The sequence below is a fragment of the Dactylosporangium sp. CA-052675 genome, assembly GCF_050947935.1.
Taxonomy (GTDB): Bacteria; Actinomycetota; Actinomycetes; order Mycobacteriales; family Micromonosporaceae; genus Dactylosporangium.
This window is the reverse complement of the sequence record NZ_CP192010.1, coordinates 5403272-5430161: the sequence shown is the minus strand read 5'-3', so window position 1 is coordinate 5430161 and position 26890 is coordinate 5403272. Positions and strand designations below refer to the sequence as shown.

25 protein-coding genes are annotated in these 26890 nt (G+C 73.7%); 11 read left to right on the top strand and 14 right to left on the bottom strand.

All coding sequences use genetic code 11. The annotated features are described in order from the left end of the window. Positions 1–82: 82 nt before the first annotated feature. The 4 genes from ACQP1P_RS24955 to ACQP1P_RS24940 are packed head-to-tail and all read left to right on the top strand — an operon-like array spanning position 83 to position 5935. Positions 83–769: an ABC transporter ATP-binding protein gene (locus ACQP1P_RS24955; protein WP_433073092.1), complete on the top strand. Its 687-nt coding sequence runs from the start codon at positions 83–85 to the stop codon at positions 767–769. Beyond that, positions 766–3135 carry an ABC transporter permease gene (locus tag ACQP1P_RS24950; protein WP_433073089.1) on the top strand — a complete coding sequence of 790 codons (2370 nt, stop codon included), beginning with the start codon at positions 766–768 and terminating at the stop codon, positions 3133–3135. The genes ACQP1P_RS24955 and ACQP1P_RS24950 overlap by 4 nt, the downstream gene beginning before the upstream one ends. 11 nt (positions 3136–3146) lie before the next feature. Then, complete coding sequence (locus ACQP1P_RS24945) at positions 3147–3797, top strand: hypothetical protein (RefSeq protein WP_433073086.1); 651 nt, start codon at positions 3147–3149, stop codon at positions 3795–3797. Further along, positions 3794–5935 carry a DUF4132 domain-containing protein gene (locus ACQP1P_RS24940; protein ID WP_433073083.1) on the top strand — a complete coding sequence of 714 codons (2142 nt, stop codon included), beginning with the start codon at positions 3794–3796 and terminating at the stop codon, positions 5933–5935. Before ACQP1P_RS24945 ends, ACQP1P_RS24940 begins: the two co-directional genes overlap by 4 nt. Here ACQP1P_RS24940 and ACQP1P_RS24935 read toward each other — a convergent pair. Beyond that, complete coding sequence (locus tag ACQP1P_RS24935; RefSeq protein WP_433073080.1) at positions 5932–6210, bottom strand: SCO0607 family lipoprotein; 279 nt, start codon at positions 6208–6210, stop codon at positions 5932–5934. The two genes, ACQP1P_RS24940 and ACQP1P_RS24935, sit on opposite strands and share 4 nt — an antisense overlap. A 19-nt stretch (positions 6211–6229) precedes the next feature. Between ACQP1P_RS24935 and ACQP1P_RS24930 the strand changes: the two genes are divergently transcribed. Further along, positions 6230–7819, top strand: a complete 1590-nt coding sequence (locus tag ACQP1P_RS24930; protein ID WP_433073077.1) for a HEAT repeat domain-containing protein — start codon at positions 6230–6232, stop codon at positions 7817–7819. A gap of 120 nt (positions 7820–7939) precedes the next feature. Here ACQP1P_RS24930 and ACQP1P_RS24925 read toward each other — a convergent pair whose 3' ends face one another. Together ACQP1P_RS24925 and ACQP1P_RS24920 are read right to left on the bottom strand one after the other, a co-directional pair. Then, positions 7940–8254 (bottom strand): hypothetical protein, encoded by a 315-nt coding sequence (locus ACQP1P_RS24925; protein ID WP_433073074.1) that lies wholly within the window; start codon positions 8252–8254, stop codon positions 7940–7942. Between the two features lie 19 nt (positions 8255–8273). Next, positions 8274–8984: an HD domain-containing protein gene (locus ACQP1P_RS24920; protein WP_433073071.1), complete on the bottom strand. Its 711-nt coding sequence runs from the start codon at positions 8982–8984 to the stop codon at positions 8274–8276. 33 nt (positions 8985–9017) lie between these two features. On the opposite strand from ACQP1P_RS24920, the gene ACQP1P_RS24915 reads away from it, so the two are divergent. Next, positions 9018–9821, top strand: coding sequence for an expansin EXLX1 family cellulose-binding protein (locus ACQP1P_RS24915; RefSeq protein WP_433073068.1), 804 nt, complete (start codon positions 9018–9020; stop codon positions 9819–9821). A gap of 281 nt (positions 9822–10102) precedes the next feature. Here ACQP1P_RS24915 and ACQP1P_RS24910 read toward each other — a convergent pair whose 3' ends face one another. The 3 genes from ACQP1P_RS24910 to ACQP1P_RS24900 all read right to left on the bottom strand — a co-directional run bounded on the left by ACQP1P_RS24910 (position 10103) and on the right by ACQP1P_RS24900 (position 12132). Further along, positions 10103–10444: a hypothetical protein gene (locus ACQP1P_RS24910; RefSeq protein WP_433073065.1), complete on the bottom strand. Its 342-nt coding sequence runs from the start codon at positions 10442–10444 to the stop codon at positions 10103–10105. A gap of 15 nt (positions 10445–10459) precedes the next feature. After that, positions 10460–10825 (bottom strand): TetR/AcrR family transcriptional regulator, encoded by a 366-nt coding sequence (locus ACQP1P_RS24905; RefSeq protein WP_433073062.1) that lies wholly within the window; start codon positions 10823–10825, stop codon positions 10460–10462. 836 nt (positions 10826–11661) lie between these two features. Next, on the bottom strand, positions 11662–12132 hold the full coding sequence (locus ACQP1P_RS24900) for a DUF427 domain-containing protein (protein ID WP_433073059.1): 471 nt from the start codon (positions 12130–12132) through the stop codon (positions 11662–11664). A gap of 550 nt (positions 12133–12682) precedes the next feature. On the opposite strand from ACQP1P_RS24900, the gene ACQP1P_RS24895 reads away from it, so the two are divergent. Further along, entirely contained in the window at positions 12683–13582 is a 900-nt protein-coding gene (locus ACQP1P_RS24895) for a TetR/AcrR family transcriptional regulator (RefSeq protein ID WP_433073055.1), read from the top strand. Further along, positions 13579–14232 carry a lysophospholipid acyltransferase family protein gene (locus ACQP1P_RS24890; RefSeq protein ID WP_433073052.1) on the top strand — a complete coding sequence of 218 codons (654 nt, stop codon included), beginning with the start codon at positions 13579–13581 and terminating at the stop codon, positions 14230–14232. The genes ACQP1P_RS24895 and ACQP1P_RS24890 overlap by 4 nt, the downstream gene beginning before the upstream one ends. Positions 14233–14450: 218 nt before the next feature. Here the strand turns inward: ACQP1P_RS24890 and ACQP1P_RS24885 are convergent, their stop codons facing one another. After that, entirely contained in the window at positions 14451–14870 is a 420-nt protein-coding gene (locus ACQP1P_RS24885) for a DUF1810 domain-containing protein (RefSeq protein ID WP_433073049.1), read from the bottom strand. Positions 14871–14969: 99 nt separating this feature from the next. Then, positions 14970–15299: a nuclear transport factor 2 family protein gene (locus tag ACQP1P_RS24880; protein ID WP_433073046.1), complete on the bottom strand. Its 330-nt coding sequence runs from the start codon at positions 15297–15299 to the stop codon at positions 14970–14972. 132 nt (positions 15300–15431) lie between these two features. Here ACQP1P_RS24880 and ACQP1P_RS24875 point away from each other — a divergent pair, with 132 nt between their 5' ends. Beyond that, complete coding sequence (locus tag ACQP1P_RS24875; RefSeq protein ID WP_433073043.1) at positions 15432–16031, top strand: GNAT family N-acetyltransferase; 600 nt, start codon at positions 15432–15434, stop codon at positions 16029–16031. Between the two features lie 34 nt (positions 16032–16065). Here the strand turns inward: ACQP1P_RS24875 and ACQP1P_RS24870 are convergent, their stop codons facing one another. The 4 genes from ACQP1P_RS24870 to ACQP1P_RS24855 all read right to left on the bottom strand — a co-directional run bounded on the left by ACQP1P_RS24870 (position 16066) and on the right by ACQP1P_RS24855 (position 20360). Next, positions 16066–16716, bottom strand: a complete 651-nt coding sequence (locus tag ACQP1P_RS24870; protein ID WP_433073040.1) for a response regulator — start codon at positions 16714–16716, stop codon at positions 16066–16068. Further along, positions 16713–18641, bottom strand: a complete 1929-nt coding sequence (locus tag ACQP1P_RS24865; protein WP_433073037.1) for a GAF domain-containing sensor histidine kinase — start codon at positions 18639–18641, stop codon at positions 16713–16715. Before ACQP1P_RS24865 ends, ACQP1P_RS24870 begins: the two co-directional genes overlap by 4 nt. A 10-nt stretch (positions 18642–18651) precedes the next feature. Next, positions 18652–19305 (bottom strand): hypothetical protein, encoded by a 654-nt coding sequence (locus ACQP1P_RS24860; RefSeq protein WP_433073034.1) that lies wholly within the window; start codon positions 19303–19305, stop codon positions 18652–18654. A gap of 266 nt (positions 19306–19571) precedes the next feature. Then, positions 19572–20360, bottom strand: coding sequence for a tetratricopeptide repeat protein (locus ACQP1P_RS24855; RefSeq protein WP_433073031.1), 789 nt, complete (start codon positions 20358–20360; stop codon positions 19572–19574). A gap of 522 nt (positions 20361–20882) precedes the next feature. Here ACQP1P_RS24855 and ACQP1P_RS24850 point away from each other — a divergent pair. Then, complete coding sequence (locus ACQP1P_RS24850) at positions 20883–21377, top strand: MarR family winged helix-turn-helix transcriptional regulator (RefSeq protein WP_433073028.1); 495 nt, start codon at positions 20883–20885, stop codon at positions 21375–21377. Between the two features lie 419 nt (positions 21378–21796). On the opposite strand, the gene ACQP1P_RS24845 is transcribed toward ACQP1P_RS24850, so the two are convergent. Next, positions 21797–23935, bottom strand: coding sequence for a carbohydrate-binding module family 20 domain-containing protein (locus ACQP1P_RS24845; protein WP_433073025.1), 2139 nt, complete (start codon positions 23933–23935; stop codon positions 21797–21799). 17 nt (positions 23936–23952) lie between these two features. Here ACQP1P_RS24845 and ACQP1P_RS24840 point away from each other — a divergent pair, with 17 nt between their 5' ends. Next, on the top strand, positions 23953–24843 hold the full coding sequence (locus ACQP1P_RS24840; protein ID WP_433090121.1) for an IS5 family transposase: 891 nt from the start codon (positions 23953–23955) through the stop codon (positions 24841–24843). Positions 24844–25038: 195 nt separating this feature from the next. Here the strand turns inward: ACQP1P_RS24840 and ACQP1P_RS24835 are convergent, their stop codons facing one another. After that, entirely contained in the window at positions 25039–26574 is a 1536-nt protein-coding gene (locus ACQP1P_RS24835) for a glycoside hydrolase family 13 protein (protein WP_433073022.1), read from the bottom strand. Positions 26575–26890: the final 316 nt, after the last annotated feature.

The window sequence follows — 26890 nt, the reverse complement described above, 5'->3', positions numbered from 1 at the left end:
GCGGCCGTACGCCCTGATGCCGACCCGAAACCCGCACGGCGGCCGACGTGGCCGGGCCCGATTCCGCCCTAGCGTTCGCGGCATGACCGAATCGGGTGTGCTCATCGCGTTCGACGATGTGACGAAGCAGTACGAGGGCGGGACCGCCGCCCTGGACGGGCTCAGCCTGCGGGTGCGGCGCGGGGAGGCCCTCGCGGTGCTGGGGCCGTCCGGCAGCGGCAAGTCGACGCTGCTCAACCTCATCGCGGGGCTGGACCGGCCGACGAGCGGCACGGTGACCGTGGACGGGGTGCGGGTCGACCGGCTGTCGGAGGCGGCCTCGGCGCAGTACCGCCGCACCCGCATCGGCATGGTCTTCCAGTTCTTCAACCTGCTCGACGACCTCACCGTGCTCGACAACGTCCTGCTGCCGGCCCAGCTGTCCGGCACCGGCCGGGGCCCGGCGCTCAAGCGAGCGCAGGAGCTGCTGGAGTACCTCGGCGTCGCCCGCCACGCGAAGGCCTTCCCGGGCCGGCTCTCCGGCGGCGAGCGGCAGCGGGTCGCGGTCGCCCGGGCGCTCATGAACCGGCCGCCGCTGCTGCTGGCCGACGAGCCCACCGGCGCCCTGGACACCGCCTCCGGGCAGGAGGTCCGCCGGCTGCTCACCGAGCTCAACGGCGACGGCCAGACCCTGCTGCTCGTCACCCACGACCTCGCGCTGGCCGAGGCCTGCGCGACCCGCACCATCTCGCTCGTCGACGGCCGGCTCGCCACGGGGGTGCCGGCATGAGCGGGGGTCTCGGCGGGGTGGTGCGCTCCGGTGTCGGCCGCCGCCGGGTGCAGACCGTGGTCATGGCGCTCACGACGCTGCTCGCGGTGACCGCGTCGGTCCTCGCCGTCGGGCTGCTCGTCGCCGCCTCGGCGCCGTTCGCCGAGGCGTTCGAGCGCCAGCACGGCGCCCACCTCACCGCCCAGTTCGACGCGGCCAAGGTGACCGCCGACCAGCTCGCCGCCACGCGGCAGGCGGCCGGGGTGACCGAGGCCGGCGGGCCCTTCCCGACCGTCGACCTCGCCCCGACGCTCGTCAGGAGCGCCCAGAACCTCCCGGCGGGGATCACGCTGCCCTCGGCCACCATCGTCGGGCGCCCCGATCCCGGCACCGGCCTCGACCGCCTCGAGCTCACCGCCGGCCGCTACGCCACCGGCCCCGGCGAGATCGTCTGGGCCGGCGCCGAGGCGCCGTTCTCCGTCGGCGACCAGCTGCGCTACGACGACGCCCCGGGCGCGCCGACGCTGACCATCGTCGGCCTGGCCCGCTCGGTCGGCCGGACCGGCGCGGCGTGGGCCCTCCCGGCGACGGTCACCGCGATGACGCCGGCCGGCAAGGGCGGGTTCCAGATGTCGTACCGCCTCGCGAAGTCGGCCACCGACGCCGACATCACCGCCGGGAGGGACGCGATCGCCGCCACCGTGCCCGACGGCGCGATGCAGGGCGCCGCCTCCTACCTGACGGTCAAGTTCAACACCGAGAAGGTGGCCGCGACCTTCGCCCCGTTCGTCACCGCGTTCGGCGTGCTCGGCCTGGTGATGTCGGTGCTCATCATCGGCATCGTGGTCAGCGGGGCGGTCGGCTCGGCCACCCGGCGCATCGGCATCCTCAAGGCGCTGGGCTACAGCCCGGCCCAGGTCGTGCGGGCCTACGTCATGCAGGCGCTCATCCCGGCCGCGATCGGCGCGCTCATCGGCGTGCCGCTGGGCAACCTCGCGGCGGTGCCGATCCTCAACGACGAGGGCGAGGCGTTCGGCACCGGCGTGCACACCGTCGACTGGTGGGTGTCCGTGGCCGTCCCGCTCGCGGCCCTGGCCGCGGTCGCGCTCACCGCGTTCGTGCCGGCGCTGCGGGCCGGGCGGCTGCGCACGGTCGACGCCCTCGCGGTCGGCCGCACCCCGTCGCTGGGCCGCGGGCGGCGGGCGCGGCTCGTGCTGGGCCGGCTGCCGCTGCCCCGCCCGGTGAGCCTGGGCCTGGCCAACCCGTTCACCCGCCCCGGCCGCTCGGCGACGATCGCCGCGGCGGTCGCCCTGGGCGCGCTCGGCGTGACCTTCGGGTCCGGGCTGGCGATGTCCGTCGGCGCGGTGCAGACCGCGCTGAACAAGCGCACCGCCGGCGACGTCGAGGTCTACGCCGGGCGCCCGCCCACGCCCGGCGAGCCGGATCCCGGGCCGCCCCGGGAGCCCGACCTGGCCGCGATCGAGGCGGCGATCCGGGCCCAGCCGGGCACCGGCCGGTACTTCGCGAGCTCGTACGCCGAGGCGAGCGTCGCCGGGCTCACCGGCACCACCGAGATCGTCGAGTTCGAGGGCGACGCCTCCTGGGCCGCCTACGAGATGATCGCGGGCCGCTGGTTCGCCGCGCCCGGCGAGGCGGTCGTGCCCAGCGCCTTCCTCGCCGCGGCCGGGGTCAAGGTCGGCGACACGCTGACGGTGAGCGCCGGCGGCCGGTCCACGACGGTCACGATCGTCGGCGAGGCCCTCGATCTCAGCTCGGACGGCCGCCGGCTCATCGCCGACGCGCGCACGTTCGACGGGCTGGACCTGCCGGGCACGCGGGGCGGCAAGCGCTTCGAGATCCTGGTGAAGGACGGGACGGATCTGGCGCAGTACACCAAGGGGCTCGAGGCCGCCCTGGGCGACAACGGCCACGCCGAGGTGAACGTGGCCGAGATCAGCGAGACCGTGGTGGCCATGGACACCCTCGCCGGGACGCTCACCCTGATGCTCGTCGCCGTGGCCGGCCTCGGCGTGCTCAACACGGTGGTGCTGGACACCCGGGAGCGGGTGCACGAGCTGGGCGTGTTCAAGGCGCTCGGGATGGGGCCGCGGCAGACCGTGGCGATGGTGCTCACCTCCGTCGCCGGGATCGGCCTGGTCGCGGGCATCGTGGGGGTGCCGGCCGGGATCGCGCTGCACGACTGGGTCCTGCCGCGGATGGCCACGGCCGCCGGGACGCGCTTCCCGCAGCACATCATCGACGTGTACTCCCTGGGCGTCCTCACCCCGCTGGCGTTCGGCGGGCTCGTCATCGCCCTGGCCGGCGCCCTGCTCCCGGCGGGCTGGGCGGCCCGCACCAGCACCGCGCGAGCGCTGCGCACCGAGTAAGGTTCCCGGGCGTGGAGTTGCAGCGCAGACGCCGGTCCCTCGGCTTCGCTCTTCTCGTCGTCGTGTTCGGCCTGCTCGCCCTGGCCTGCGCCTGGGGCTCCGGCAGCGGCGCCCGCCTGATCCTCGCGATCGGCGGGCTCGCCGCGCTCGTCCTCGGCGCGACGCTGGTCCGCGACGAGTTCCGACCGTTCCGCTTCGCCATCGGCGCCGACGGCATCACCACGCGCGACGGCCTCGTCCCCTGGTCCGCGATCGACAAGGTGGTCCTGGACGAGCCCGTGCCGCCCGCGACCTCGGGCCCGCACCTGATCCTCGAGCCCGGCGGGCGCGCCGTGCTCAAGCTGCAGGACGTGCGCCAGTCCCAGGCCGACATCGCCGCCGCCCTCGACCGGCACGCCGGCGCCCGCTTCGACAACCGCATCGCCCGCCGCGGCGAGGCGCCGGGCTTCACCACGGTGCTGCGCGGCTACGAGCCCGGCCGCGTCGACCGGCTCGTCCGCCGGGCCCAGGACGCCCTGCTCGACGGCGAGCCGGGCGAGCGCGCCGCGGCCCGGGCGGCCCTCGACGAGCCGGACCTGGTGGTCGTGGCGCGCGGCTACGACCGTGCCCAGGTCGAGCAGCACCTGCGCAAGCTGGCCGCCCGGCTGGGCCCGGCGCGATGACCGTCATGGCGTGGCTCGCCGGGGAGCGCCAGGCGTGGCTGGCGCGGGCCGCGGCGCTGGACCACGGGCGGGAGGAGCCGGACTGGGACCGGGCCGCCACCGGGGCGAACACGCTCGGCAGCCTGAGCATGCCGCAGGTGACCTGGCTGATCGCGAAGGGCCCCGACGCCTCGGCCCGGGCCCTGATCGGCAAGGAGTCCTACCTGCGGCTGCGCCAGCGCATCGACGTGGGGCGGGTCGCGGTCGCACGCTTCGAGCTCGACGCGCTGCCGTTCGCCGCCGCGCTGGCCGGCACCAGCCCCGACGCGCTCGGCCTGCTGATGCTGCCGTTGCGGGGGCCGGAGCCGGCCGCCCTGGTCGCGGGCTGGCTGCGGCACCTCGGCTCGGCGCGGCTGTGGGCCCGGCTTTGGCTGGAACGGCACCCCGAGGCCGCGGCCCGCGCCCTGATCCCGGCCGCGGCCGGGCGCCCGGGCAAGGCCCGGCAGAACGCCGAGGACGCGCGGCGCCACCTGGCCGCGGCCGGGCACGAGCCGCTCGTCGTCACGATCGCCGGCGAGCTCGGGGCGGCCGCGCTCGCCGCGATCTCGGCGCTGCTCGCCACCGGCCCGGCGCCGGTGACCCGGGAGCAGCCGCCGGCGTGGGCGCGGGCCGAGCTGCTGCCACCGGTCCGCGCGGCGGCGGGCCCGCCGCTGCCGCCGGACGAGGTCACCCGGCTGGTCGCCGCGCTGACCCGCTCGCGCCTGGCCGAGCCGCCGGAGCCGGCGCCGGGCGACCCCGCCCCGCCCGGCGCCGCGGTGCCGCTCGTCGTGGAGGGGTCGGCGGCCGCGCAGCCGATGGTGGCCCCGGCCGGCCCGCAGCTGCAGCGGCTGATCGCGGGCTGCGACCGGGGGAGCCTGGCGGCGTTCGGGCGGGCGCTGCTGCAGGCGTGGCTGGCGGCCGGGATGCCGGCGTCGCACGCCTGGGCGATCCTGGCGCAGGCGCACGTCGGCGACGACGCGACCTGGGGCGAGCTGGCACCGCTGGTGCGGTCGTGGCCGGCGAAGAGCCGGTACCTGCGGGCGATCGACGGCCACGCGGTGCTGGCCACCGTGGGCACCGACGAGTCGCTGCGCCACGCGCTGGCGATCGAGCACGGGATGTCGGGCGGCCCGATGAACGAGCGGGCCGTGGCGTACCTGACCCAGGCCGCCGCCGGGCGCGGGCTGTCCCGGACGCAGCTGGCGGACCGGCTGACGGTCACCCACGGGCTGGACACCGCGATGACCCTGGACTACGGGCGGCGCGCGTTCACGGTGGTCGCCGACGAGCACCTGACCCTCTTCGCCGTCGACGCCGACGGGCGCCGGCTCGCCCGGCCGCCCAAGCCGGGGGTCAAGGACACGAACCCGGAGGCGTACGAGCGCTTCCAGCGCCTCAGGAAGGAGGTGCGCGCGACCGCGGTCGTGCAGATCGCCCGCCTGGAGCGCGACATGCTCGAGCACCGGCTCCGGCCGGCCCGGGACCTGCCGGCCGTGCTGCTGCCGCACCCGATCCTGGGCCCGCTCGCGCGGCGGCTGCTGTGGGGGCAGTACGGCCCGGGCCGCCGGCTGCTGCGGGCGCTGCGGATCGCCGAGGACGGCAGCTTCGCGGACCGCGACGACCGGACCGCGACCGTCGACGGCCACGCCGAGCTCGGCATCGTGCACCCGGCGGAGCTCGGCGCGGAGCTGGGCGACTGGGCCCAGCTCTTCGCCGACTACGAGATCATGCAGCCGTTCCCGCAGGTGAACCGGCCCGTGATGGCACTGACCGAGCGGCAGCGCGCGGCGTGCAGCCTGCCCGGCGGCCTCGGCCCGGTGCCGTCGAGCCGGATCTCGGCGCTGGCGGACGGGTCGTGGCACAGCACCGAGCACGGGGCCCGCCGCCACACCCAGCTCTCGCGCGGGCTGCCCGGCGGGCTGCGGCTGGTGGTCGAGCTGGACCCGGGGGTGCCGACGTCGTGGGGCGCCACGGTGCCCGCCGAGCAGCGGATCGCCGAGATCTGGGTCGACGACGCGTGGTCGGACCACTGGCAGCGCGCGCGGCGCATCCCGCTCGGCGCCGCGGATCCGGCCGCGCTGTCGGAGCTGCTGGTGCAGCTGTACGCGGCCGAACGCTAGGACACGACCGTGCCGTGCTCGTCGACGACCTTGGTCTGCCAGTAGCGGTACCACTCGTCGTCGACGTACACCGGCTCCTGCCCGGCCGGGTAGCGCACGTATCCGGCCGGCGGCTGCTGGCCTTCGGGCACGCACGCGGCGCCTGTCCGATTCCCGACCGCCTTCACCGGATACTCCTGCGACCGGCAGACCCGCTCGCGCATGTCGCAGCCGGTGACGGGCAGGAGCGCGAGGATCATCACGGTCGCGGCGGAGTGGATGCGGACCTGCGGCATCCCACTATGGTGTACCACGATGGCGCTGAATGACCGGCTGCGCGACGCGCTGCACGATCCGAACGCCGTGGTGCGGCTCGACGCGGCGCGCACCGCCGCCGGCACCGGTGACCCCCGGCTGGTCGAGCCGCTGCTCGAGGTGGCGTTGCGCGACACGGCCGAGGTGCGGGTGGCCGGCGGGCTCGGCGAGACCTACGAGCACGTCGGCGACGCGGCCGCGGTCGCCCTCGGCGAGATCCTCGCGCGCCGGGGCGGCATCGACCCGCGGGTCGCGTTCGCCGCCGAGGACCTCGGCTGCGACGACGACCGCGTCGCCACCCTGTTGTACTACCTCGGCCCCCGCTACGAGCCGCTGCGCCAGCGCCTCGAGCACCACGAGCAGCCCCGGGTCCGGCTGCGGGCGGCCCGGGCCGTGCTCTCGATCAACCGCACCGCCGCCTTCGCGGCCAGGCTGCTGGGCGACCCGTCGCCGCTGCTGCGCCTGGAGGGCCTCCAGGTCCCGGCGCACCTGCGCGACGACGCCGTCTGCCTGCGGCTCATGCGCATCGACCCCGACCCGCGCGTGCGCGCCGAGGCCGCGACGCTGCTGCGGTTCACCACCACGGGCGTCGAGCCGTTCGCCGCGGCCGCCCGGTCCGAGCCCGACCCCGGCGTGCGGGCCGCGCTCGTGGCCTGCCTCGCACACCGCCGCCGCGACCCGGAGGCGGTGCGGGCCATCGCCGGGCTGCTCGGCGACCCCGGCGTGCCCGTCCGCCGGGCGGCCGCCGAGGCGCTGCGCGACGCCACCGACCCGGTCGCGGGGGCGGCGATCGGGCTGCGGGTGCTGGCCGAGCCCGACGAGGGCGTGCTGGGGGCGCTGCTGCGGTACCGCGGCCTGCTCGAGGACGCACCGGAGCTGCGCCCGCTCATCGAGCGCCTGCACCGGTACGCCAATTTCGACGACGATCGCCGCACGCTCGGCGCGCTGCTCAACGCCCGCCGGCGCGCCGCCACCGCGGCCCGGTTCACCGGCGACGGCCGGCTGCTGCGCGCGATCCTGCGCCAGGCCGCCGACGCGCTCGGCTCGACCACCCTGCGCGACTGGCTCGACGATCCCGGCCGCCCGGTGCCGATCGGCCCGCCCGAGGTCGAGGAGTGCGTCCAGGCCTGGACGTCGCTGGACCCCGAGCGCGTCCTGACCGCGGGGGAGCGCGCCGCCTACGCCGCGGCCCTCGCCGACCCCGCGCACGCCGCGCCCGACCCGGTCCGCGGCCCGACGACCGCCGCGCGCCGGGCCCTGGAGCTCACCCGCGTGGCGCACGTCCTGACCGCCCGGCTGCTCGCGGCCGGGGCCGAGCCGCCGCCGGCCGCGCCGATCCAGCGGCTGGTGCTGCCCGGCGAGGACTCGATCGAGGCGCTGCGCTCGGTGCTGTCGATCGAGGAGTGCCGGCGCGCCCGCAACGTGGCCTGGCTGCGGCTGCTCATGCGCCCGGCCGACGAGACGTGGTACCTCGAGGCCTTGCGCGCCGCCCATCCGACGACTCCGCCGCCGGAGGACGATCCGAGCGACTGGCTGCTGGATCTGGCGGTGACGGCCGCCGAGGGCCGGCGCAGCACCGGCTACCACTGATTCGCGGGGGTCTGCGGGGGACGGTCCACGATGGATGTTGCCGTGCCTGCCGTGCCGCACGGTCGCGGCGAGCGCCGCGCTGGATGTTGCTCTGGTCGGGGGCGTTGCCTGCCGGCGTGGTCAGTCGGCCGGGCGGGGCATGAACGGGGTGAGGCGCTGCACCGTCGCGGCGAGCGCCTCGCCGAAGTGCGGGTCGGTCCAGACGGCGTCCTCGAGCGCCTGGACGACGCGCCGCCGGGTGCCGACGGTCGGCGTCGGCGACGACGCGGACTCACGCTCCAGCGTGAGCAGCGCCGGGTCGTCCTCGAGCTTCGCCCGCACGAGCCCGGCCAGCCCGCGCAGCTGCTCCTCGATCGCCGGCGCGGCCTCCTGCGCCCGGCCCCGGTCGAACAGGTGCGAGGCCATCCAGCCGACCGCGAGTTCCACCATTGTCACAGTGCATACCTTCGCACATTCACCGCCCGTCAAGAATGGCCGCGAACCGCTCCTCGGCGAGGTCCAGCTGACGGAAGATGTGTTGCTTCACGGGTCGCGACAGCGGGGTGTCGGGCCGTCCGACGAGTTCGCGCAGCACCGGGACCATGGGGCGGTACTTCGTCGCCGAACGCTCGACCTTCGGCCCCGTGGTGTGGATCACACCGACGCCGTTGTCGGTGAAGTCGGAGACCTTGATGACCCGCGCCCACGGGTCCCGCTCGAGACTGGCCCGGACGTGCTCGCGGTACTGTTCGTGCCGGTCGGATGACGGGTCGTACTCGGGGTTGGTGACCGCCGCGACGAGCCCGGCGACCCGCTCGCCGAACCGGCCGGCGAGGGCCGCGAGCGCCTGCTCGGTCGTCGCGCCCGGGTGGCCGGCCAGCTGCGCGGGGTGGTCCTCGACGGTGTCGTGCAGCACGGCCGCGGCGATCACGTCCACGTCGGACACCTCGTAGTGGTGCATGATCCGGATCGCGACGCGCAGCAGGTGGTTCACGTACGGCTCCCGCACCCGCCGGTCGTCGCGGTGCAGTTCGCCGGCGAGGTCGAGGGCCGCGGCGAGCCGGTCGCGGTCGGGCGTGGCGAATCGCTCGATCTCCAGGCGGTACCGCTCGCGCAGCCCCGGCTCGCCATAGATCTCCGTAATCGCGTGCATCGGCATGGTGCCGAGGTACGACGGGAAACTCATGAATATGAAATACCAGACTGTACGATCCCGGACGTGAACCGCCGTCACCTTCGCTGGATCGTGCCCGCCGCCACCGTCGTCATCGCCTCCGTGGTGGCCGTCGTGCTCGTGACCCAGGTCGGTGGCAGCGCCGCGTGCGCGGCGGGCGGCTCCGCGTCGTACTACACCGCCGGCCGCAACGGCATGTGCAACCTCGGCACCCCCGCGGACGGGGCGTACGCGGCGGTGGGGCGGGCCGAGTACGCCGGCGGCAAGGGCTGCGGCACCCTGCTCGACGTCACCGGCCCGAACGGCACCACCCGCGTGCAGGTGGTGGACCTGTGCCCCGGCTGCCCGGCCGGCAAGATCGACCTCGGCAAGGGCTCGTTCGCGAAGATCGGGGCGCTCAGCGCCGGGATCATCCCGGTCACCTACACCACCGTGCGCGACCCGCAGGTGGGCCCGCTGCGGGTGCGGGTGAAGGGCGGCAAGGGCTACTCGTCGCTGAGCGTGGTCGTCGACAACCACGGCAATCCGCTGTCCACTGTGGAGCTGCAACAGGGCGACTCGTTCGTCGCCCTGCGCCACGGCGAGGACAACACCTGGACGGGCCCGTCGGGTCTCAACGGCACGGTCTCGCTGCGGATTTCCGATGTGTACGGCCATCAGGCGCTGGTGGCCGGCCTCGCCCTCGGTCAGAGCGACTTCCAGCAGACCACGCAGGCGCTGTACGGCGGCCCGTCGCCGTCCCCCTCGCCGGCTTCGTCGCCGTCGCCGTCGTCGCCGCCCTCGGCCGCGCCCGCGGTCTCCCTGGTCCCGGCCGAGCTGGGAACGACCGCGCCGCCGGTGAGGTGCTAGTCGTGTCGCTTCGTCGGCCGCGCTGGCATCCGTCGCGGCTTCGGTGCGGTGTCAGCGGATCGAGTGTTCGACGGGGGCGATGACCAGCCGCGTGTGCGGCTCGTGTTTCGTTGGCCGGGCTGGGGTCTGTCGCGGCGCGGGTGCGGTGTCAGCGGATTGCGTGTTCGACGAGGGCGACGACGGCTCGGGGGTCCTCGACCTCGATGACGTGCCGCGTGTGCTGCTCGTGTCCGATGCTGTTCGCCGGCCGGGCCGGGGTCTGTCGCGGCGCGGGTGCGGTGTCAGCGGATCGAGTGTTCGACGAGGGCGACGACGGCCCGGGGGTCATCGACCTCGATGACGAGCCGCGCGTACCGCTCGTCGGCGAGCTCGATGACCACGGCCTTGCGCGGGTCGTGCACGTCCCAGAACACCTTCTCCCCGTCGAGGTGGAAGGTGCCCGCGGTGACGACGTTGGGGATGTGCGCACCGGGCGCGCGAATACCCTTGGGCTCACGGGCGATGCCCGGATCGGCGGTGGCGCCGCGCACGTTGGCGAGCGGGATCGCGAGCCGGCTCTTGAGGGCCCAGAGCTTGTCGAGCCCTTCGATCTCCACGACGAGGGTCCCGTTGTCGACGGTCACGGTGGCCATGGTGTTCTACTCCCCGGTGTCGATGCGGGCCCGCAGGCGCAGGCCCAGGAGTTGGTTGGCCGCATCCGGCCCGAGCACGTCGTCGAGACGCTGGAGGGCCTGGCCGACGAGCCGGCCGACCTCCCGATCGTGCGGCGCCTGCTCGGCCGCGGCCATGAGCAGCAGGTCGAGCTTGTCGGTCTCGTGCAGTCGCACCGCGTCGGTGCTCAGGGCCGGCTCGAGCTCGTGCCGCAGGTACCAGCGCAGCGCCGTGAGGTAGAGGCCACGCTTGCTGCCGAACGTCTTGTAGAGGCTGTTGCGGTGGACGCCGAGCCCGGTGACGAGGTCGTCGACGGACAGGCCGTCGTACGCCCGCGCGGAGAACAACGCCACCGCCTGGCGGGTAACCGCTTCCTCATCAAACCCTCGCGGTCTTCCCATACTCCGAGGCTACAGCGTTGCGGAACGATCAGTCAAGAACAATCGTTCCCAAACGCCGCTCGGCTGCGAGGCGCGATTCCGGCCTGCGGCGCGTGCCCTTCTGCTGCTGACCCGCCGGCTCCGTCCTACTGTCGCGGGCTCACTGGGTTCGTCGTTCTGTCACTGGCGTGCCGGCTTCGTTCTTCTGTCACTGGTCTGCCGGCTTCGTCCTTCTGCCGCTCGCGCGGGCGGAACGGCTTCGTTCTTCTGCCGCTCGTGCGGGCGGAACGGCTTCGTTCTTCTGCCGCTTGTGCGGGCGAACCGGAACGTCGGCCGCACCTCCGCATGCCGGTTTTGTCGTCTTCTATGGCGTAAGTCGGATTTGAGCCCCGGCCTGACGCGGGCATCAGGGGCATTTCAGCGCCACGTCAGGATGGGTTGGCAAGCTCTTCTGCAGCACCGCGATACGCCCCGCCCGGTAACCGACGAGCTGCCCAAATCCAACGGGACCGGCCGGGGCGTGTCGCGGTGCTTGCCGTTGTCGCACTCACTCGATCCCCGGGCACCGACCGCCCCGTTCGCCCCGTGCGCCCCGTGCGCCCTGCTCACTCTGACAGCTTGCTCGTGCGATCACCGGGGCGCGGGCGTGGCCGGACGCTGAGGGCTGCTGATCGTCTGCCGGTTCGGTGTTCCTGTGCCTGGTCCAGACCTCGTTCGGGTCGCCGCCGCGAACCGAGCACGCTCCGCATCGCCGGCTCGCCCTGGGCGGCGCTGGCGTACCTGCGCCGGCCGCCACCACCTGCGGATGGCTACCACCCGAGCGTGCCGGGACCACCCTTGATCGGCCCGGTGATGTCAGACGTCAGCCAGCCACCGTAGAAGTCCCCGGGTTGGGGTGTGACGCGCTCACCGTCGACGGTGCACTCGTCGAGCAGCCCCGGGTAGAACGCCAGATAGCCCGCGAGGATCTCGAATCCGGGACTCGGCCGCTCGTACGACCACGCCGCGTCCGGCACCGTGATCCCGCCGACGGTGAGGTCCCAATATCCGGCAACGCCTTTGAACTCACAGAACGTACGACGGCGTGACGGACTGAGGGCACCCTGGATGTCGGCGGGCGGGATGTAGTAGACCGGCGGATGCGAGGTCTCGAGAACGCGCACGGCGTTGGTCGAGTCGAACACCACCGCGCCGGCATGGCGAGCCGCAATGCGCCGCGAGGTGCGCTCGGCCCGCGGCGGGCGCGGGTAATCCCACACGGACTCGGTGACTCGCTCCATGCATCCAGTCTGTCACCGTGACTGCGGCGCCGCCGTGCTCGGGCGCTGTCTGCCGTGCCGTGCTCACTGTGTGCTGCCTGCCCGGCCAGCCTGCCCCCTGCTCGCCCTGCCTCGACCGCATTGTGATTGCGCGGCCACCGCTGCCTTGCGGTCTCTTGAACTCTTCCGCCGTCGCCGTCGCCGTCGTCGCCGCTGCGGCGCCGTCGCCGTCTGCGGTCACCGGTCACCGGTCACCGGTCACCGGTCACCGGTCACCGGTCACCGGTCACCGGTCACCCCTCACCGGACACCCTCACCGGTCATCGTCCGCAGTTATCCGTCACCGGTCGCCGTCGCTGTAGTCGTTGTCCCCGGCAGCGGGACCGGGACCGGGCATCCTTCACCGGATGCCGCGGGCGGGGGGATTACCGGATTATCGAATTACCGGTAATCGCAAACCCAGTAATTCACCTCCGGTTACAGAGCGTGCTCGTCGGCCGCGTGCCGCGCCGCGTGCGCCGGGCAAAGCTCGGAGTAGACAGTGTCTACCCAAGTGCTGTAGACACTGTCTATGCATGACGACGAGGGCCTTCGCGAACGCCTGGTACGGGCCGGAGCCGAGCTCGTGGCGCAGGAGGGCTCGGCCGCCGTATCGTTGCGTGAGATCGCCCGGCGGGCCGGCGTGTCCCATGGCGCACCGCGACGGCACTTCCCGACGCACGTGGAGTTGCTTTCCGCGATCGCCCGGCAGGGATTCGCCGACCTGACCACCCGACTTCGCGCGGTCCCGGACACGGGCACCCCCCGTGATCGCCTCGGCGGCCTCGCACACGCGTACGTGGGGTTCGCCCAGGAGCACCGAGGCATGTACGAGTTGATGTTCCGCCACGACCTGCTCCGTTCGGACCACCTCGGCCTGCGCGAGACGAGCCTACCGTTGTTCGAGACCCTGGCGGACCTGCTGACCTCGGTGAGCGGCGACGGCACCGCACCCGCCGCGGAAGGACGCGAACCGCGGCCTGATGTGGCAGGGCGCGAACCGCGGCGTGATGTGGCAGGGCGCGAGCCGCGGCGTGATGTGGCAGGGCGCGAGCCGCGGCGTGATGTGGCAAGGCCCGAACTGCGGCGTGATGTGGCAGGGCGCGAACCGCGGCCTGGTGTGGCAGGGCCTGAACTGCGGCGTGATGTGGCAGGGCCCGAACCGCGGCCTGGTGTGGCAGGGCCTGAACTGCGGCGTGATGTGGCAGGGCGCGAACCGCGGCCTGGTGTGGCAGGGCCTGAACTGCGGCGTGATGTGGCAGGGCCCGAACCGCGGCCTGATGCGACGACGGCGGCGGGTGCGCTGTGGGCCAACCTGCACGGCATCGCGCAACTGTGGCTGTGGGGCAGCCTCCCGCTCGCCACCGGGCAGGACGACATCGGCGCGCTGGTCGACGCGGCCCTCGACGCGCATGCCGGGGGTGTGCGGTGACGCCGGTGTTGTACGCCCTGACCCGCGCGACGCTCGGCCGCGCGCTGCGCATCGGGTGGCGGCCCGAGGTGTACGGTCTGCAACACATCCCGGCCGGCGGCGCGATCCTGGCCGGCAATCACCTGAGCGTCGCCGACCAGCTGTTTCTCGGCGCCGTGGTACCGCGGCACATCGCGTTCTGGGCCAAGGTCGAGTATTTCCGTGGTCGTCGGCTCGCCGGGGTGTTCGTCCGCGGGCTTGGGGCGATCCCGGTCGAGCGGGCCGGTGGGAGGGCCGTGCTCACCGCGTTCGACGCCGCGGTGCCGGTGCTGCGCGCGGGCGGGCTGGTCGCGGTGTTCCCCGAGGGCACCCGGTCGCCGGACGGCCGCCTGTACCGGGGGCGTACCGGCGCCGTTCGCCTCGCCCGCCAGGCCGGGGTGCCGATCGTGCCGTTCGGCGTGATCGGCACCGACATCGTCCAGCCGATCGACGCTCGCTGGCCGCGCCGGGTACCGGGCGCTCGGGTCGTGTTCCGCTTCGGCGCCCCGATCGATGTCGCCGACGGGACGCCGCGGGCCGCCACGGACGAGGTGATACGCCGCATCGGGCAGCTCAGCGGGCAGGAGTACGTTCCGGCCTACGCTCCGCTGCTCCGCCTCGGCCGCATCTGAGACCCCAAGCGGCGGCCCAGGAAGGAAGCGGCGGCCCAGGAAGGAAGCGGCGGCCCAGGAAGGAAGCGGCGGCCCAGGAAGGAAGCGGGCGACCCGAAAGGAAGCGGCTGCCCAGGAACGAAGCGGCGGCCCACAACGAAGCGGCGCCCGGAACGAAGTGGCGGCGCGGAAGGTAGCGGCGCCCGGAACGAACCCGAGCGCGGGGAGTCCGCGGCCGGCTACAGGCGGCGGACGGTCTCCGCGTCTTCGGTGCCGGAGAAGTAGCGGTCCAGCACCCGGGCGAAACGGCTCTCGGCCGGATCGGCGTGTGCGAACAGCGTCATCGACGAGCGCAGCTTCATGGCGTCGATCTCGCCGAAGATGTCCACGGCGGTGTGCTCGCCGTCGCCGAGCAGCGCGTCGGCGCATTCGAGCAGGCGCGGCCCGAGAATCGGGTGCTGCAGGTACGCCCTTGCCTCGTCGAGGGAGGTGATCGCGTACCGCTGCGCCATCGAGCTGCGACCGAGGCCCTGGATCTGCGGGAAGATGAACCACATCCAGTGGCTGCGCTTGTGGCCGTCCTTGAGTTCGCCGACGGCGTGGTCGTACGCGTGCTCCTGGGCGTCGACGAACCGGGACAGCTGGTATGGATCCTCCATGAACCTAGCGTAATCGGGTCGGCCGAGTGGCGCAGTGGGCCCGGGATGCGGACGCGCGCATCCGAAGCGTGGCCGGGTGCGGGGGCTGGGAGCGGCCCCTCAGGCCGGCGCGTCGAACGAGGCGGTCAGCTCGGCGATCCGCCCCGCCGACCAGCGCACGCGCAGCGTCCCGGCGCCGCCGGCGGACCAGGCGACCCGGGCCACGTCCTCGTCGCCGGTCGAGTCGACCGAGGTCACGCTCAGGGTGTCGTCGGGCGGGGCGGCGGAGTAGGCCGCCGCGATCGCGTCGCGGCCGACGTACGGGCTTGCCGGGTCGCCCTCGATGCGCAGCGTCGCGGTGTCGCCGAAGCGGTCCAGGTAGCCGGCCCAGTCGCCGGTGCGGACGCCCTCGTTGAACAGCCGGCACTGGGTCAGCACGCGTTCTGTCATGCCGAAGATGTACCACTGTGATCGATCTATGTCACGAGCGCGCACGAGATCACGCGCCTGGCGGGGAACCTCGCGAAAGGACGCGCGAGAAACTGCGCTGCGCCGGCCGGGTCCGGACACTAGGGTCGCGCCATGCAGATCCGTGATGTGCTGCCGGCCGAAGTGCCGGCGGCCGAGGCGGTCGTCTCGGCGGCATTCGGCGAGGCACCGGACGGGCGCGTCGTGCAGATGATGCGAGCGCTGCGGACCGGCGGAGCAACCCGGGCGAGCCTGGTCGCGGTGGCCGGCGAGGAGCTGGTCGGGCACGTCGGTCTCTCCCGCGCCTGGGTGGACGCCCGCCGCGAATTGGTCGAGGTGATGGTGCTCTCCCCGCTGTCGGTCCGTCCCGACCGCCAGCGCCGCGGCGTCGGCACCGCGCTGGTCGCGGCCGCGCTGGAGACCGCCGAGGATCGTGGTGCGCCGGCCGTGTTCCTCGAGGGCAGCCCGGACTACTACGGCCGCCGCGGGTTCGGCTTCGCCTCCGCCCTGGGGTTCGACCGGCCCTCGACGCGCATCCCGGAGCCGGGGTTCCAGGTGGCGCTGCTGTCGTCGTACGAGCCGTGGATGGTCGGCCGGCTGATCTACCCCGAGGCGTTCTGGACCACCGACACCGTCGGTCTGCGTGACCCTGAGCTGGAGCGGGTGGAAGCGCAGATCGCGGCGTGGCGTGCGGGCGGAGCGGGCCGCGACTGACGGACAGGGCCGGCGGGGTGACCTCCGGGGGCCGTCATTCGCCGGTCAGCCCCGCGTCGCGGGCCAGCACGATCGCTTGAGCCCGATCGGCGACCTGCAGCTTCGTGAAGATGTTCGACACGTGGTTGCGCACGGTCTTCTGGCTCACGCCCAGCCGCTCGGCGATCTGCGGGTTGGTCAGGTGCCGGGCGATGTGGGCCAGGATCTGCCGCTCGCGCTGCGTCAGCTCCGGGAACGGGTCGGGCGCCGTACGGTCCAGGCCCGCGAAGAACCCCATGAGCCGGGTCGCGATCGCCGGCCCGAAGATCGCCTCGCCGTCGGCGACCACCCGGATCGAGCGGATGATCTCCGTGCGCCGGGCGCCCTTGAGCACGTAGCCGCGGGCGCCGGCGCGCACGGCGGCGAAGACCGAGTCGTCGTCGTCGGCCATGCTCAGCACCAGCACCCGCACGTGCGGCATGGCGGCCGTGATGCGCTCGGTCGCGGCGATCCCGCCCATGCCGGGCATCACCAGGTCGAGCAGGACCACGTCGGGCTGCAGCCGGGGCAGCGCGGTCAGGGCCTCCTCGCCGCTGGCGGCCTCGCCGCACACCTCGACCTCGGCGCTGGTGGCCAGCAGGGCCCGCAGCCCGGCCCGGAACTGCTCGTGATCGTCGACCACCAGGACGCGTACCGCGCCGGTCATCGCGGCAGCCTCGCCGTGACACGTGTGCCGCCCACGCCCGACTCGACGACCAGCTCGCCGCCGAGCTCCACGGCCCGCTCCCGCATCGAGTGCATGCCCACCCCGCCCTCTCGCGCCACGACGGTCCCGTGCCCGTCGTCGCTCACCATCACGCTGAGCCGATCCTCGTCCAGAGCCAGCCGCAGCTGTACCGTCTTCGCCCCCGCGTGCCGCCGCGCGTTCGCGATGGCCTCGACCGCGATCCGGTACGCCGCCACCTCGGTCGCCGCCGGCAGCCCGTCCAGCCCCGCCGGCGCGTCCAGGCGCACCCGCGGGCTGCCCGCCGGCTGCTGCCCGAGGTGCGCCCGCAGCGCCCCGACCAGCCCGAGCGTGTCCAGCGCGGGCGGCCGCAGCCCGTCCACGAGCCGCCGCACGTCGGCGACCGCGGTCTGCGCGTCGGTCACGATCTCCTCCAGCAGCTCGCGCGCCTGCTCGGGCCCGACCTCCTGGGCCGCCTCCGCGCGCATCGTCAGCCCGGCCAGCGTCGGCCCGAGCCCGTCGTGCAGGTCCCGGCGCAGCCGCCGGCGCTCCTCCTCCCGGGCGACGACGAGCCGCTCGCGGGAGCTCTGCAGCGCCGCGGAGTACCGCACCGCCTGCACCGCGACCCCGATGTGCCGGGCCAGGTCGGCCAGCAGCCGCAGGTCCCGCGGCCCGAGCGCCGCCTCGCCCGGCCGCGGCCCGAGCCGCAGCGCCCCGACGGGCTCCCCGCCGGCCACGAGGGGCAGCGTCACCGGGTCGGCCGGGCGGGCCCCGAGCTCGTAGAGCGGGCCGGCGTCGACCTCGATCCCGACGTACGACAGCTGCAGCGCCTCCCGCACCGTCGACGTGCTGGTGGCCAGGATCGCGCCCGGGTCCGGCACCGCGGCCAGCCGCTCGCCGAGGCGCGCGAGGACGGTGTACGGGTCGTCGCGCTCGCCGTACACCAGCAGGTTGACCCGGCGCTGCACCCACTGGCGCAGGGCGCCGAAGACCAGCGCCCCGGCCACGGCCGCGAGCACCGACGAGGCCCCGAGCGCCCCGACGACCAGCACGTAGGCGCCGGCGACGGCCGCGGACAGCGTGACGAACGCCGCGGTACGGCTGATGAGCAGGTCGATGTCGAAGAGCCGGTGGCGCAGGATCGCCACGCCGATGCCCGCCGGCACGAGCGCGATGGCGAGCCCCGCGACGGCGTCCCACGCCGTGCCCTCGACCGGCCACACCCGATCCGGTCGCGCGTCGCTCAGCCCGGTCACGAGCCGCACCAGCACGACGACGGCCACGATCGCGCAGGTGTACCCCAGCCAGCGCGCCTGCTGCCGCCCCGGGCCCTCGCCGGACTCCCGCATACGCAAGGCCACGGCCGCCGCCCCGGCCACGAACGCCAGCGCGATGGCCACCGTGAACGCCGTCTCGGCGACGGACGCCACGCCGCTCACCCAGCCGACCCCGAGCGGGTTGGCCGGCGCGCGCGGCCGCACCTGGTCGTTGGCCCCCGGCCGCAGCGCGGCGGTCACCGCGGCCAGCCCCGCCAGGCCGGCCACGACGCCGATCGCCCAGCGCGGCGGCCGCCGGTCCGGGAAGTACGCCGGCACGAGCGCGAGCCCGAGATTGGCCGGCACCCACAGCCACGTCTGCGGCCAGGCCAGCGCCGCGCTGCCGGTCGCCACGGCCAGCTGCCCGCAGCACTCCAGCAGCGCGAACGACCCGCCGCTGAGCAGCAGCAGCGGCCCGACCCGGTTCCCGGCCCGCCGCGCCACGATCAGCGCCCCCACGACCGCGCAGGCGACGACCGCCGGCAGGTACGTGACCTCGCCGGCCGGCGCACCGTTGCGCACGGCGAGCCATCCGCCCACCACGGCCAGGACGAGGCTCGCCCCGCCCAGCGGCCAAGCCGCCGCCCTCACCGCCCGCACACTAGCCCACCGGCGCGGGCGCGCGGCTGGTTGTCATGAATCCGATCCCGGCCACGAGCACCCAGGCCGCGCCGGGGAACAGCGCGCCGTACTGCGCCGGGAACGCCTGGGTGGCGAGCACGAGCACGGCCGCGAGCGCGCTGACCGCCGCGAGCCACCGGGAGGCCGACCCGTGCCGGAACCCGCCGACCGCCACCGCCGCGGCCGCGATGCCCGCACCCGACCACAGCCACGGCAGGGTGTTGTAGACCTCGACGAGCGAGGCGATGGTGTCGGGGTCCCAACGGCCGGGATCGCCGAGGGCCCAGTACAGCTCGGTGCAGATGCCGCCGCCGACGAGCAGCAGCACGGCCACGATCCCGACCCCGGCCGCCGCGACGCCCGGCACGAGGCTCCCGGCCGGCTCCTGCGCCCCGAGATGCCGCCGCAGCCCGGCCGCGAACACGATGAGCAGCGCCGCCGCGACGAAGCAGACGACCTGCGTGGACCATACGTACGCGCGCTGCCCGGCGATGGCCTCGACGACGAGCGCGTTGTCCCTGATCCCGTCGCCGACGGTCGCGGTGAGGTTGCTGCCGGCGAAGAGCCCGGCGATCCCGACGAGCCCGCCCAGGGCCCCGGCCGCGGCCCAGCCGCGGTGGTTGGAAGTAGTCATGCCGGGGATGCTCCCGCCGGCGCGACCCGCCCCGGACCCCCGCCGGGTCCCGGCCCACCGGGAACATTGTCCCGGCCGCGGCGATGGGCCCGGCCGAGGACCACGGCGTGATGCGCCACGGCGTCCGGCCGCTGCGCGGAGACCGCCGGCTCGCCCGCGCCGGACGGCCGCCCTCGGAGGCGTCACGCCGGCGGTCCGCGCGGTGCGTTGCTGGTCGGCCGGCTGCCGAGCGGCGGCCGGCCCCGCAACGGGCGGGCCGGGTGGTGTCACGCGGGTGGTGGCTGGGTCGGGTCGACGCCGTGCAGGAAGCCGCTGGTCAGCTCGGCGATACGGGCGGCGCCGATGGCCTCGGCCCAGCGGTGCACCTCCGTGGCCAGGGCGACCGCGCCGGGCTCGTCACCGGTGTCGCGGGCGAGCACCGCGAGCAGGAGCTGCTGGGACAGGGTGCCCGCCACCAGCCCGGCGCGGGCGCCCACGGCCGTCGCCTCCTGCCAGCGCTCCCGGGCCTCGGCGTGGTTGCCGGCCTCGTGCGCGTGGTCGCCGAGGTGCCGCTGGGCCTCGCGGCGCAGCAGGTCGTCGCCCGCGGCGTTGGCCAGGGCGCGCTCGTAGTGCGCGGGCGCGGCCGCACGGTCCTCCAGGACGTTGTCGTGGATGAGCCCGAGGTAGTGGTGCGCCCACCCGAGCCGCCGCGCGTCCGGCGCCGTGGCGGCGAACCGCTCGGCCCGGTCGCGCAGATCCGAATCGGGCTTGCGCAGTTTGCCACGGTACTCGTACCGCAACCGCGCGAACCCCAAGTCCCACCGCCCGGTGTCGTCCAGCGCGTCCTCGTCCACCTCGCACAGCCGGCCGGCGCCGTCTTCGGTGCCGCTGTACCAGGCCGAGTCCACGGCGATCTCGGCCGCCGCCAGGGCCAGCACGGCGCGGGCGGGGGAGTCGGAGAGCCCGGCCGCCGCGGCGTCGAGCAGCCCCGTGGCCTGCTCCCACCGCGCGGCGAGGGCGAGCCCCCGGGCGGCCGCGAGGAGTTCGTCGACGCAAATCGTTGCGGTTGCTGTCATGCCGCCGACGGTAGTAACCGGAAAAACTATCCACAAGAAAACTACTTCGCTGCGTGCGACGACAGCGGCCGGCCGCTACTGCGCGAACGCACAGTGGCCAAACGCGCAATGCGTGAATGCGCAGTGCGCAGCTGTGGCGGTGCGCAAACGCGCAGTGCGCGGGCGAGGTGGTGCGCGAATGGGCGGTGTCCGTGACGGTTGTGCGCGAACGCGCAGTGCGGGGGCGGGGCGGTGCGCGAATGGGCGGTGTCCGTGACGGTTGTGCGCGAACGCGCAGTGCGGGGGCGGGGCGGTGCGCGAATGCGCGGTGTCCGTGACGGTCGTGCGCGAACGCGCAGTGTGTGGGTGCGGCGGCGCGCGGGTGCACAGTGTGCGATGGCATCGTGCACGAAATGGGCACTGCGTGAGGGGCGTGCGCGCGGATACGTGGTGCGCAGGTCGGCGGTGCGCGGATGCGCGGTGTGCGGCAGCGGCGGTGAGCGGGTGCGCGTGGACCGGCCGGCGGCAGCTACGGTGGACGGCGTGGAGGACGCCGCCGATCGGCACGTGGGTGTCTGGGCCCGCGAGCTCGAGCACTTCGACCCCGTCGCCGAGGCCATCTTCGCGCGGCTCGCCATCCTCGCGCGGTACCAGACGCAGCTGCGCCGCGACGTGCTCGCCGAGGGTGGGCTCCAGCACTGGCAGTTCAAGGTGCTGCTGATGCTGCGACGCAACGGGCCGCCCTACACCGCCAGTCCGTCGCAGCTCGCCGACCTGCTCGGGCTGACCCGCGGGGCGTTGTCGGCCCGGCTCGCGGCGATCGAGGACGCGGGCTGGATCGTGCGGGAGCCCGACGCGCGGGACCGGCGGCGGGTGCACGTCAGGCTCACCGATGCCGGCAACGACACGCTCATGCGGCACATCGGCGGGGAAGGCACCGGCGAGCGCACACTGCTGGCGGGGCTGAGCGCACGGGAACGGAAGAACCTCGCGAACCTGTTGCGCAAGATGGTGCTCGCGGCCGAGGGGGAGGCCTGAGACTCCGGCTCCGCTGGGCCGCGCGGTGAGCGAGTGGCTGGTCGTGGCTGTGTGGGCGTGCGCGGATCGCGGCGCGGGCCGGCGCGACGGCCGAGCAGGGCGCGGTGAGCGAATGGCTGGTCGTGCCTGTGTGGGCGTGCGCGGATCGCGGCGCGGGCCGGCGCGACGGCCGAGCAAGGCGCGGTGAGCGAATGGCTGGTCGTGCCTGTGTGGGCGTGCGCGGATCGCGGCGCGGGCCGGCGCGACGGCCGAGCAAGGCGCGGTGAGCGAATGGCCGGTCGTGCCTGTCCGAGTGTGCGCGGATCGCGGCGCCGGCCGGCGCAACGGCCGATGCGGCGGCCGAACAGGATCTGGACGCCCACTGTGGACGGCGCGCCGGGGGAGAGAGCCCCGGCCGCCGTCCACAGTGGACGAGATCACTACTTCCAGGTGGCGTTGACCGTCTGCGGTGCCGTCCCCGTGTTCAGGGTGCGGTTCGCGCCGCTCTCCCACGTGACCGAGCCGTCCGTGTTCTTCTTGATGAACTTGTACTCCACCGCGGTGTTCGCCGGCATCGCCACCGTCGCCGACCAGATCGGGTAGCTCGCCGACGACAGGGCGATCGCGTTCGCGGTGTTCCACGAGCCCAGCGCCGGGATCGAGCCGACCACGAACACGTTCTGGCCGAGCGTCGTGGTCACGTTCGCGTTGAACGTCACCGCCGGGGTGCTCGTCGAGGAGCCGTTCCAGCTCGTGGTGACGGTGCCGGTGCCGCCGGCGGGCACCGTGTACGTGTGGTTGCTGCCCGGCTCCCAGGTGACCGTGCCCGAGCTGGTCTTGGTGATGAACTTGTACTCGATCGCGCTCCCGGCCGGCAGCGTCACCGTCCTGGTCCAGTTCGCGCCGCTCGCCGTCATCGGGATCGCGTTGGCGGTGTTCCACGAGCCGAGCTGGGCGACCGAGCCGACCAGGTACACCGGGTTGCCCGCCGGCGCGCCGGAGACCGTGAAGGACACGCCGCCGGCCGCGGGGCTGGTCGAGACCGACGGGCTGGGCGAGGCCGTCGAGCCGCCGGTGACCCGCGCGCCGGCGTGGATCGCGACCGCGTCCTTCGCCGCGACGCCGACGGTGGCCTGGCCGCTGCCGTTCACCGTGACCGTCGGGCCCGAGCAGGTCGACGCCGACGCGTTGTAGTCACCGTGGATCACGTCGCAGTAGACGCCCGCCGGCAGCCCGGTGCTGAACGTGCGCGACCCCACCGCGCCGCTGCCGTTGTTGATGGCGACCCAGCCATTGGTACCGCGGGAGAACGCGATCGCGTTCGACCCGTCCGACCACCAGTTGCCCACCGTCGCGTCGGCGCGCGTCGCGTTGTGGAAGCCCACCATGTTCTTGATCGCGCGCTGCCGGTGCTGGCACTGCCAGCCGCTGCCGCACGTGACCGGCGTGACGTACCCGTTGCCGTCGGCCGGCGGCGAGGCGTCGTTGTCCGAGAACGTGAACGAGCTCATCACGTTCGGCGTGCCGAAGTTCCACGCGAGCATGAACACGTTCGCGAGGGTGTCGGTGGCGCCCGCCTTGTAGTTCAGCGTCGAGCCGTTGCGCTCGGTGTCGTGGTTGGACACGAAGACGGTGGACTTGGCGCTCGGCTCCAGGCCCCAGCTGGGGCCGAAGGTCTGCAGGTTGGCGATGCTGCCGTTGAACTGGTTCTTGAGGCTCGTGGCGTAGGTGAACTCGAGCACGCCGCCGATGCCCTCGTAGGCCGACGGCGCGAGGTTGCCGGGTCCGCCGGGCATGACCTCCTGCGCCCAGTACACATTCTGGTTCGTCAGCTTGCCCTTGATGGCCGCCAGGTCGGCCTGCGCCATGTGCTTGGCCGCGTCCACGCGGAAGCCGTCGACGCCGATCGAGATGAGGTCGTTGAGGTAGCCCGCGATCTTCGTGCGCACGTAGTCGGTGCCGGTCTTGAGGTCCGACAGGCCGACGAGCTGGCAGTTCCAGACCTCGGTCTGGTTGTTGTAGTCGTGGATCTGGTTGTCCGGCTGCGGGCAGTCGGCCGGGTAGAAGTGGAAGTCCGACGAGCTGTAGCCGGCGCTGGGGTAGCTGTAGTTGTTCGTGAAGCTCGCGCCGCCGTACGCCGTCGTGCTCGCCTGGTTCGCGCCGGTCATGTGGTTGATGACGGCGTCGACGTACACCTTGACGCCGGCGGTGTGGCAGGCGTTGACCATGCTCTGGAACTGCGCCCGGGTGCCCATGCGGCCGTTGAGGTCGTAGGCGGCGGGCTGGTAGATGTCCCACCACGGGTGGCCGGCGACGCTGATCGAGTCCTCGGGCGGGGCGACCTGCACCGCGCCGTAACCGGCCGGGCCGAGCACGTTCGTGCACTCGGTCGCGATCGAGTTCCACGGCCACAGCCACAGGTTCGCGATCACGTCGTTGTTGCCGACGGCGGCCTCGGCTTGGCGGTCGCCGGTGAACAGCGGCACCGTCAGGGCCGCGCCGAGCATCAGGCCGCCGATCGCGGCCAGGGTTCGTCTGAGAGGGCGTTGTGATACCTCGGCGTGATCTTCGCTGACCATGTCAGCGAGGATCACGTCTGTGTCGTTGTGTCTGTAAACCGGCGTATGAGTCGTCGCTGACCGATTCGGAGTGGGCGGTCATCGCACCGTTGTTGCCGGTGCGGGATCCGCGCCGTGGCGGCCGGCCGTTGCGGTATCCGCACCGGCTGGTCATCGACACGATCCTGTACGTGCTGCGGGCTGGTTGTGCGTGGCGGCATGTGCCGCATGACCTTGCGCCATGGGATGTGGCATACCGATGGTTTCGGTGCTGGAGCGCCGATGGCACCTGGGACCGGGTCCACGATCGGCTGCGGGATCAGGTCCGCACCGCTGAAGGCCGGGATCCGCAGCCGTCCGCGGCCGTCCTGGACTCTCAGACCGCGCACAGCCACGAAGGTGGTGAGCAGATCGGCTGGGACGCGGGCAAACGCACCCGTGGCCGGAAACGGCATCTGCTGGTCGACACCGGAGGGCTGCTGCTCAAAGCCGTGGTCCACGCCGCCTCAGTGCAGGAACGCGCCGGCGCGAAGCTGGTCCTGGCCGGCATCACCACAGCGTTTCCGCTGCTGGGCCTGGTCTGGGCCGACGCCGGCTACGCCAACCACGTCGACGCCCGGCTGCTGGACTGGGCCCGCCTCCACGCCGGGATCGAGTTGCAGATCGTGCCGCGCAACGCTGACGTGAAAGGCTTCCAGGTGCTACCCCGCCGCTGGGTGGTGGAACGAACCTTCGCCTGGTTGGGACGGTGCAGACGATTGGCACGCGACTACGAACGCAAACCCGCGCACGCCGAGGCCATGATCAAAGTAGCGATGATCCGGCTCATGGCCGCCCGCCTCGCCGGTGAGGACATCGAACCTCACGGCCCGATCGAAACCGAAGCGGCCCGACGCCTTAACGACGAACTCAACCAAGACCAAAAGTAGCCCCCTGGTTACCCAACACTCTCTGAGGCGGGGTGTGCGCACGGGGGTCCTCCGGATTGGCGGAAAGCGGAGTGCGACCCGGTGGCGGCCGGATCGATTGACGCTGAGCTTCAGCCTCGCTGAAACCCTCTGTCAAGGACCTTGCAGAAATTGCTCCCACGCAGTTCTGACAAGGCCATTGAGCTGCAGAAACGATCAGGAAGATCTGAGACTTCTTGCAAAGATCCACACGGTCGCGTCGGCCGGAACGGTGCCTCCGTCGATGGGTCGGCTGGCGAGCGCGACCTCGGAGCCGTCCGGCAGCGCGATCGGCTCCGGCGAGAGGTTCACGACGCACCGGAAGTCGTCGCGGCCGAAGTCCAGCACCCCGCCGGGGCTGTCGTGCCAGCGCAGCGGGCCGGTGAGCCGGCGGCGCAGCGCGAGCGCGGCCCGGTACAGGTCCACAGTGGACGAGCGGTCCCGGGCCAGGGCGGCCCACGCCGGCGGCTGCGGCAGCCAGGACGCGCCGGTGGCCGAGAACCCGTACGCGGGCGCCTCCGACTCCCACGGCAGCGGCACGCGGCAGCCGTCGCGGCCGGGATCCGTGCCGCCGGAACGCAGCCAGACCGGGTCCTGGCGGGCGTCGGCGGGCAGGTCGAGCACCTCGGGCAGGCCGAGCTCGTCGCCCTGGTAGAGGTACGCCGAACCCGGCAACGCCAGCATGAGCAGCGCGGCGGCGTTGGCCCGCTCGAGGGAGCCGAGCCGGGTCACGTGCCGGCGCACGTCGTGGTTCGACAGCACCCACGTCGTCGGCGCGCCGACGGACGCGGCGGCGCGCAGGCACGAGTCGATGCTCGCCCGCACCGCCGCCGGATCACCCCAGTCGGCCTGCAGGAACTCGAAGTTGAACGCCTGGTGCAGCTCGTCGGGGGCCGTGTACCGGGCGAGGCGCTGCGGCGTCGACGCCCACGCCTCGGCGACGGCCATGCGCTGCCCGGGGTACGAGTCCAGGATCTTGCGCCAGGCCTTGTGGATCTCGTGCACGCCGTCCTGGTCGAAGTACGGCAGCACCCGCCGCCCGAGCAGCCCGATCTGGCCGGTGAGCCCCGCCGCGGGGTACCCGGCGGCCTTCACCATCCCGTGCGCCACGTCGATGCGGAAGCCGTCGACGCCGCGGTCGAGCCAGAAGCGCAGCACGTCCTCGAACTCGACCCGCACGTCGGGGTTGTCCCAGTTCAAGTCCGGCTGGGCCGGGTCGAACAGGTGCAGATACCACTCGCCGTCGGCCGTGCGGGTCCACGCCGGGCCGCCGAACACCGACTCCCAGTCGTTCGGGGGCTCACCGTCCGTGGTCGCGGGGCGGAAGTGGTATCGCGCACGGGCCGGTCCGCCTGGAAGTTCTTGCAAGGCTTGCGTGAACCAAGCGTGTTCGCTGGAGGTGTGGTTGGGGACGACGTCGATGATCACCCGCAGGCCCAGGGCGTGCGCGGCGGCGAGCATGGCGTCGAAGTCGGCGAGGCTGCCGAGGCTCGGGTCGACGTCTCGGTAGTCGGACACGTCGTAGCCGCCGTCGACCATCGGGGAGCGGAAGAACGGGGTCAGCCAGATCGCGTCGATGCCCAGCTCGCGCAGGTGGGGCAGGCGTTCGCGCAGGCCGGCGAGGTCGCCGACGCCGTCGCCGTTGCCGTCGGCGAAGCTGCGGACGTAGACCTCGTAGATGACGGCGGTGCGCCACCACTCCTGCTGCGGCATATCTGCAATGTCGGACATCGGGGTCCCTTCGAGAGGCGTGGTGCGGCCACGCGCGGCAGAGCACAAAGCAACTCCGCGACGGCGGGCGAGCCGCGCGGCAGGGCACGGAACACACCGCGACGGCCGGAGAGCCGCGCGGTGGAGCGCGAAGCAACACCGCGACGGCGGGGGAGCCGCGCGGCAGGGCACGGAACACACCGCGACGGCCGGAGAGCCGCGCGGTAGAGCGCGAAGCAACACCGCGACGGCGGGGGAGCCGCGCGGCGACGGGACGGTGCTGAGCAGCGCGGCGCGGCCCGCCAGCCGGCGCCGCGTA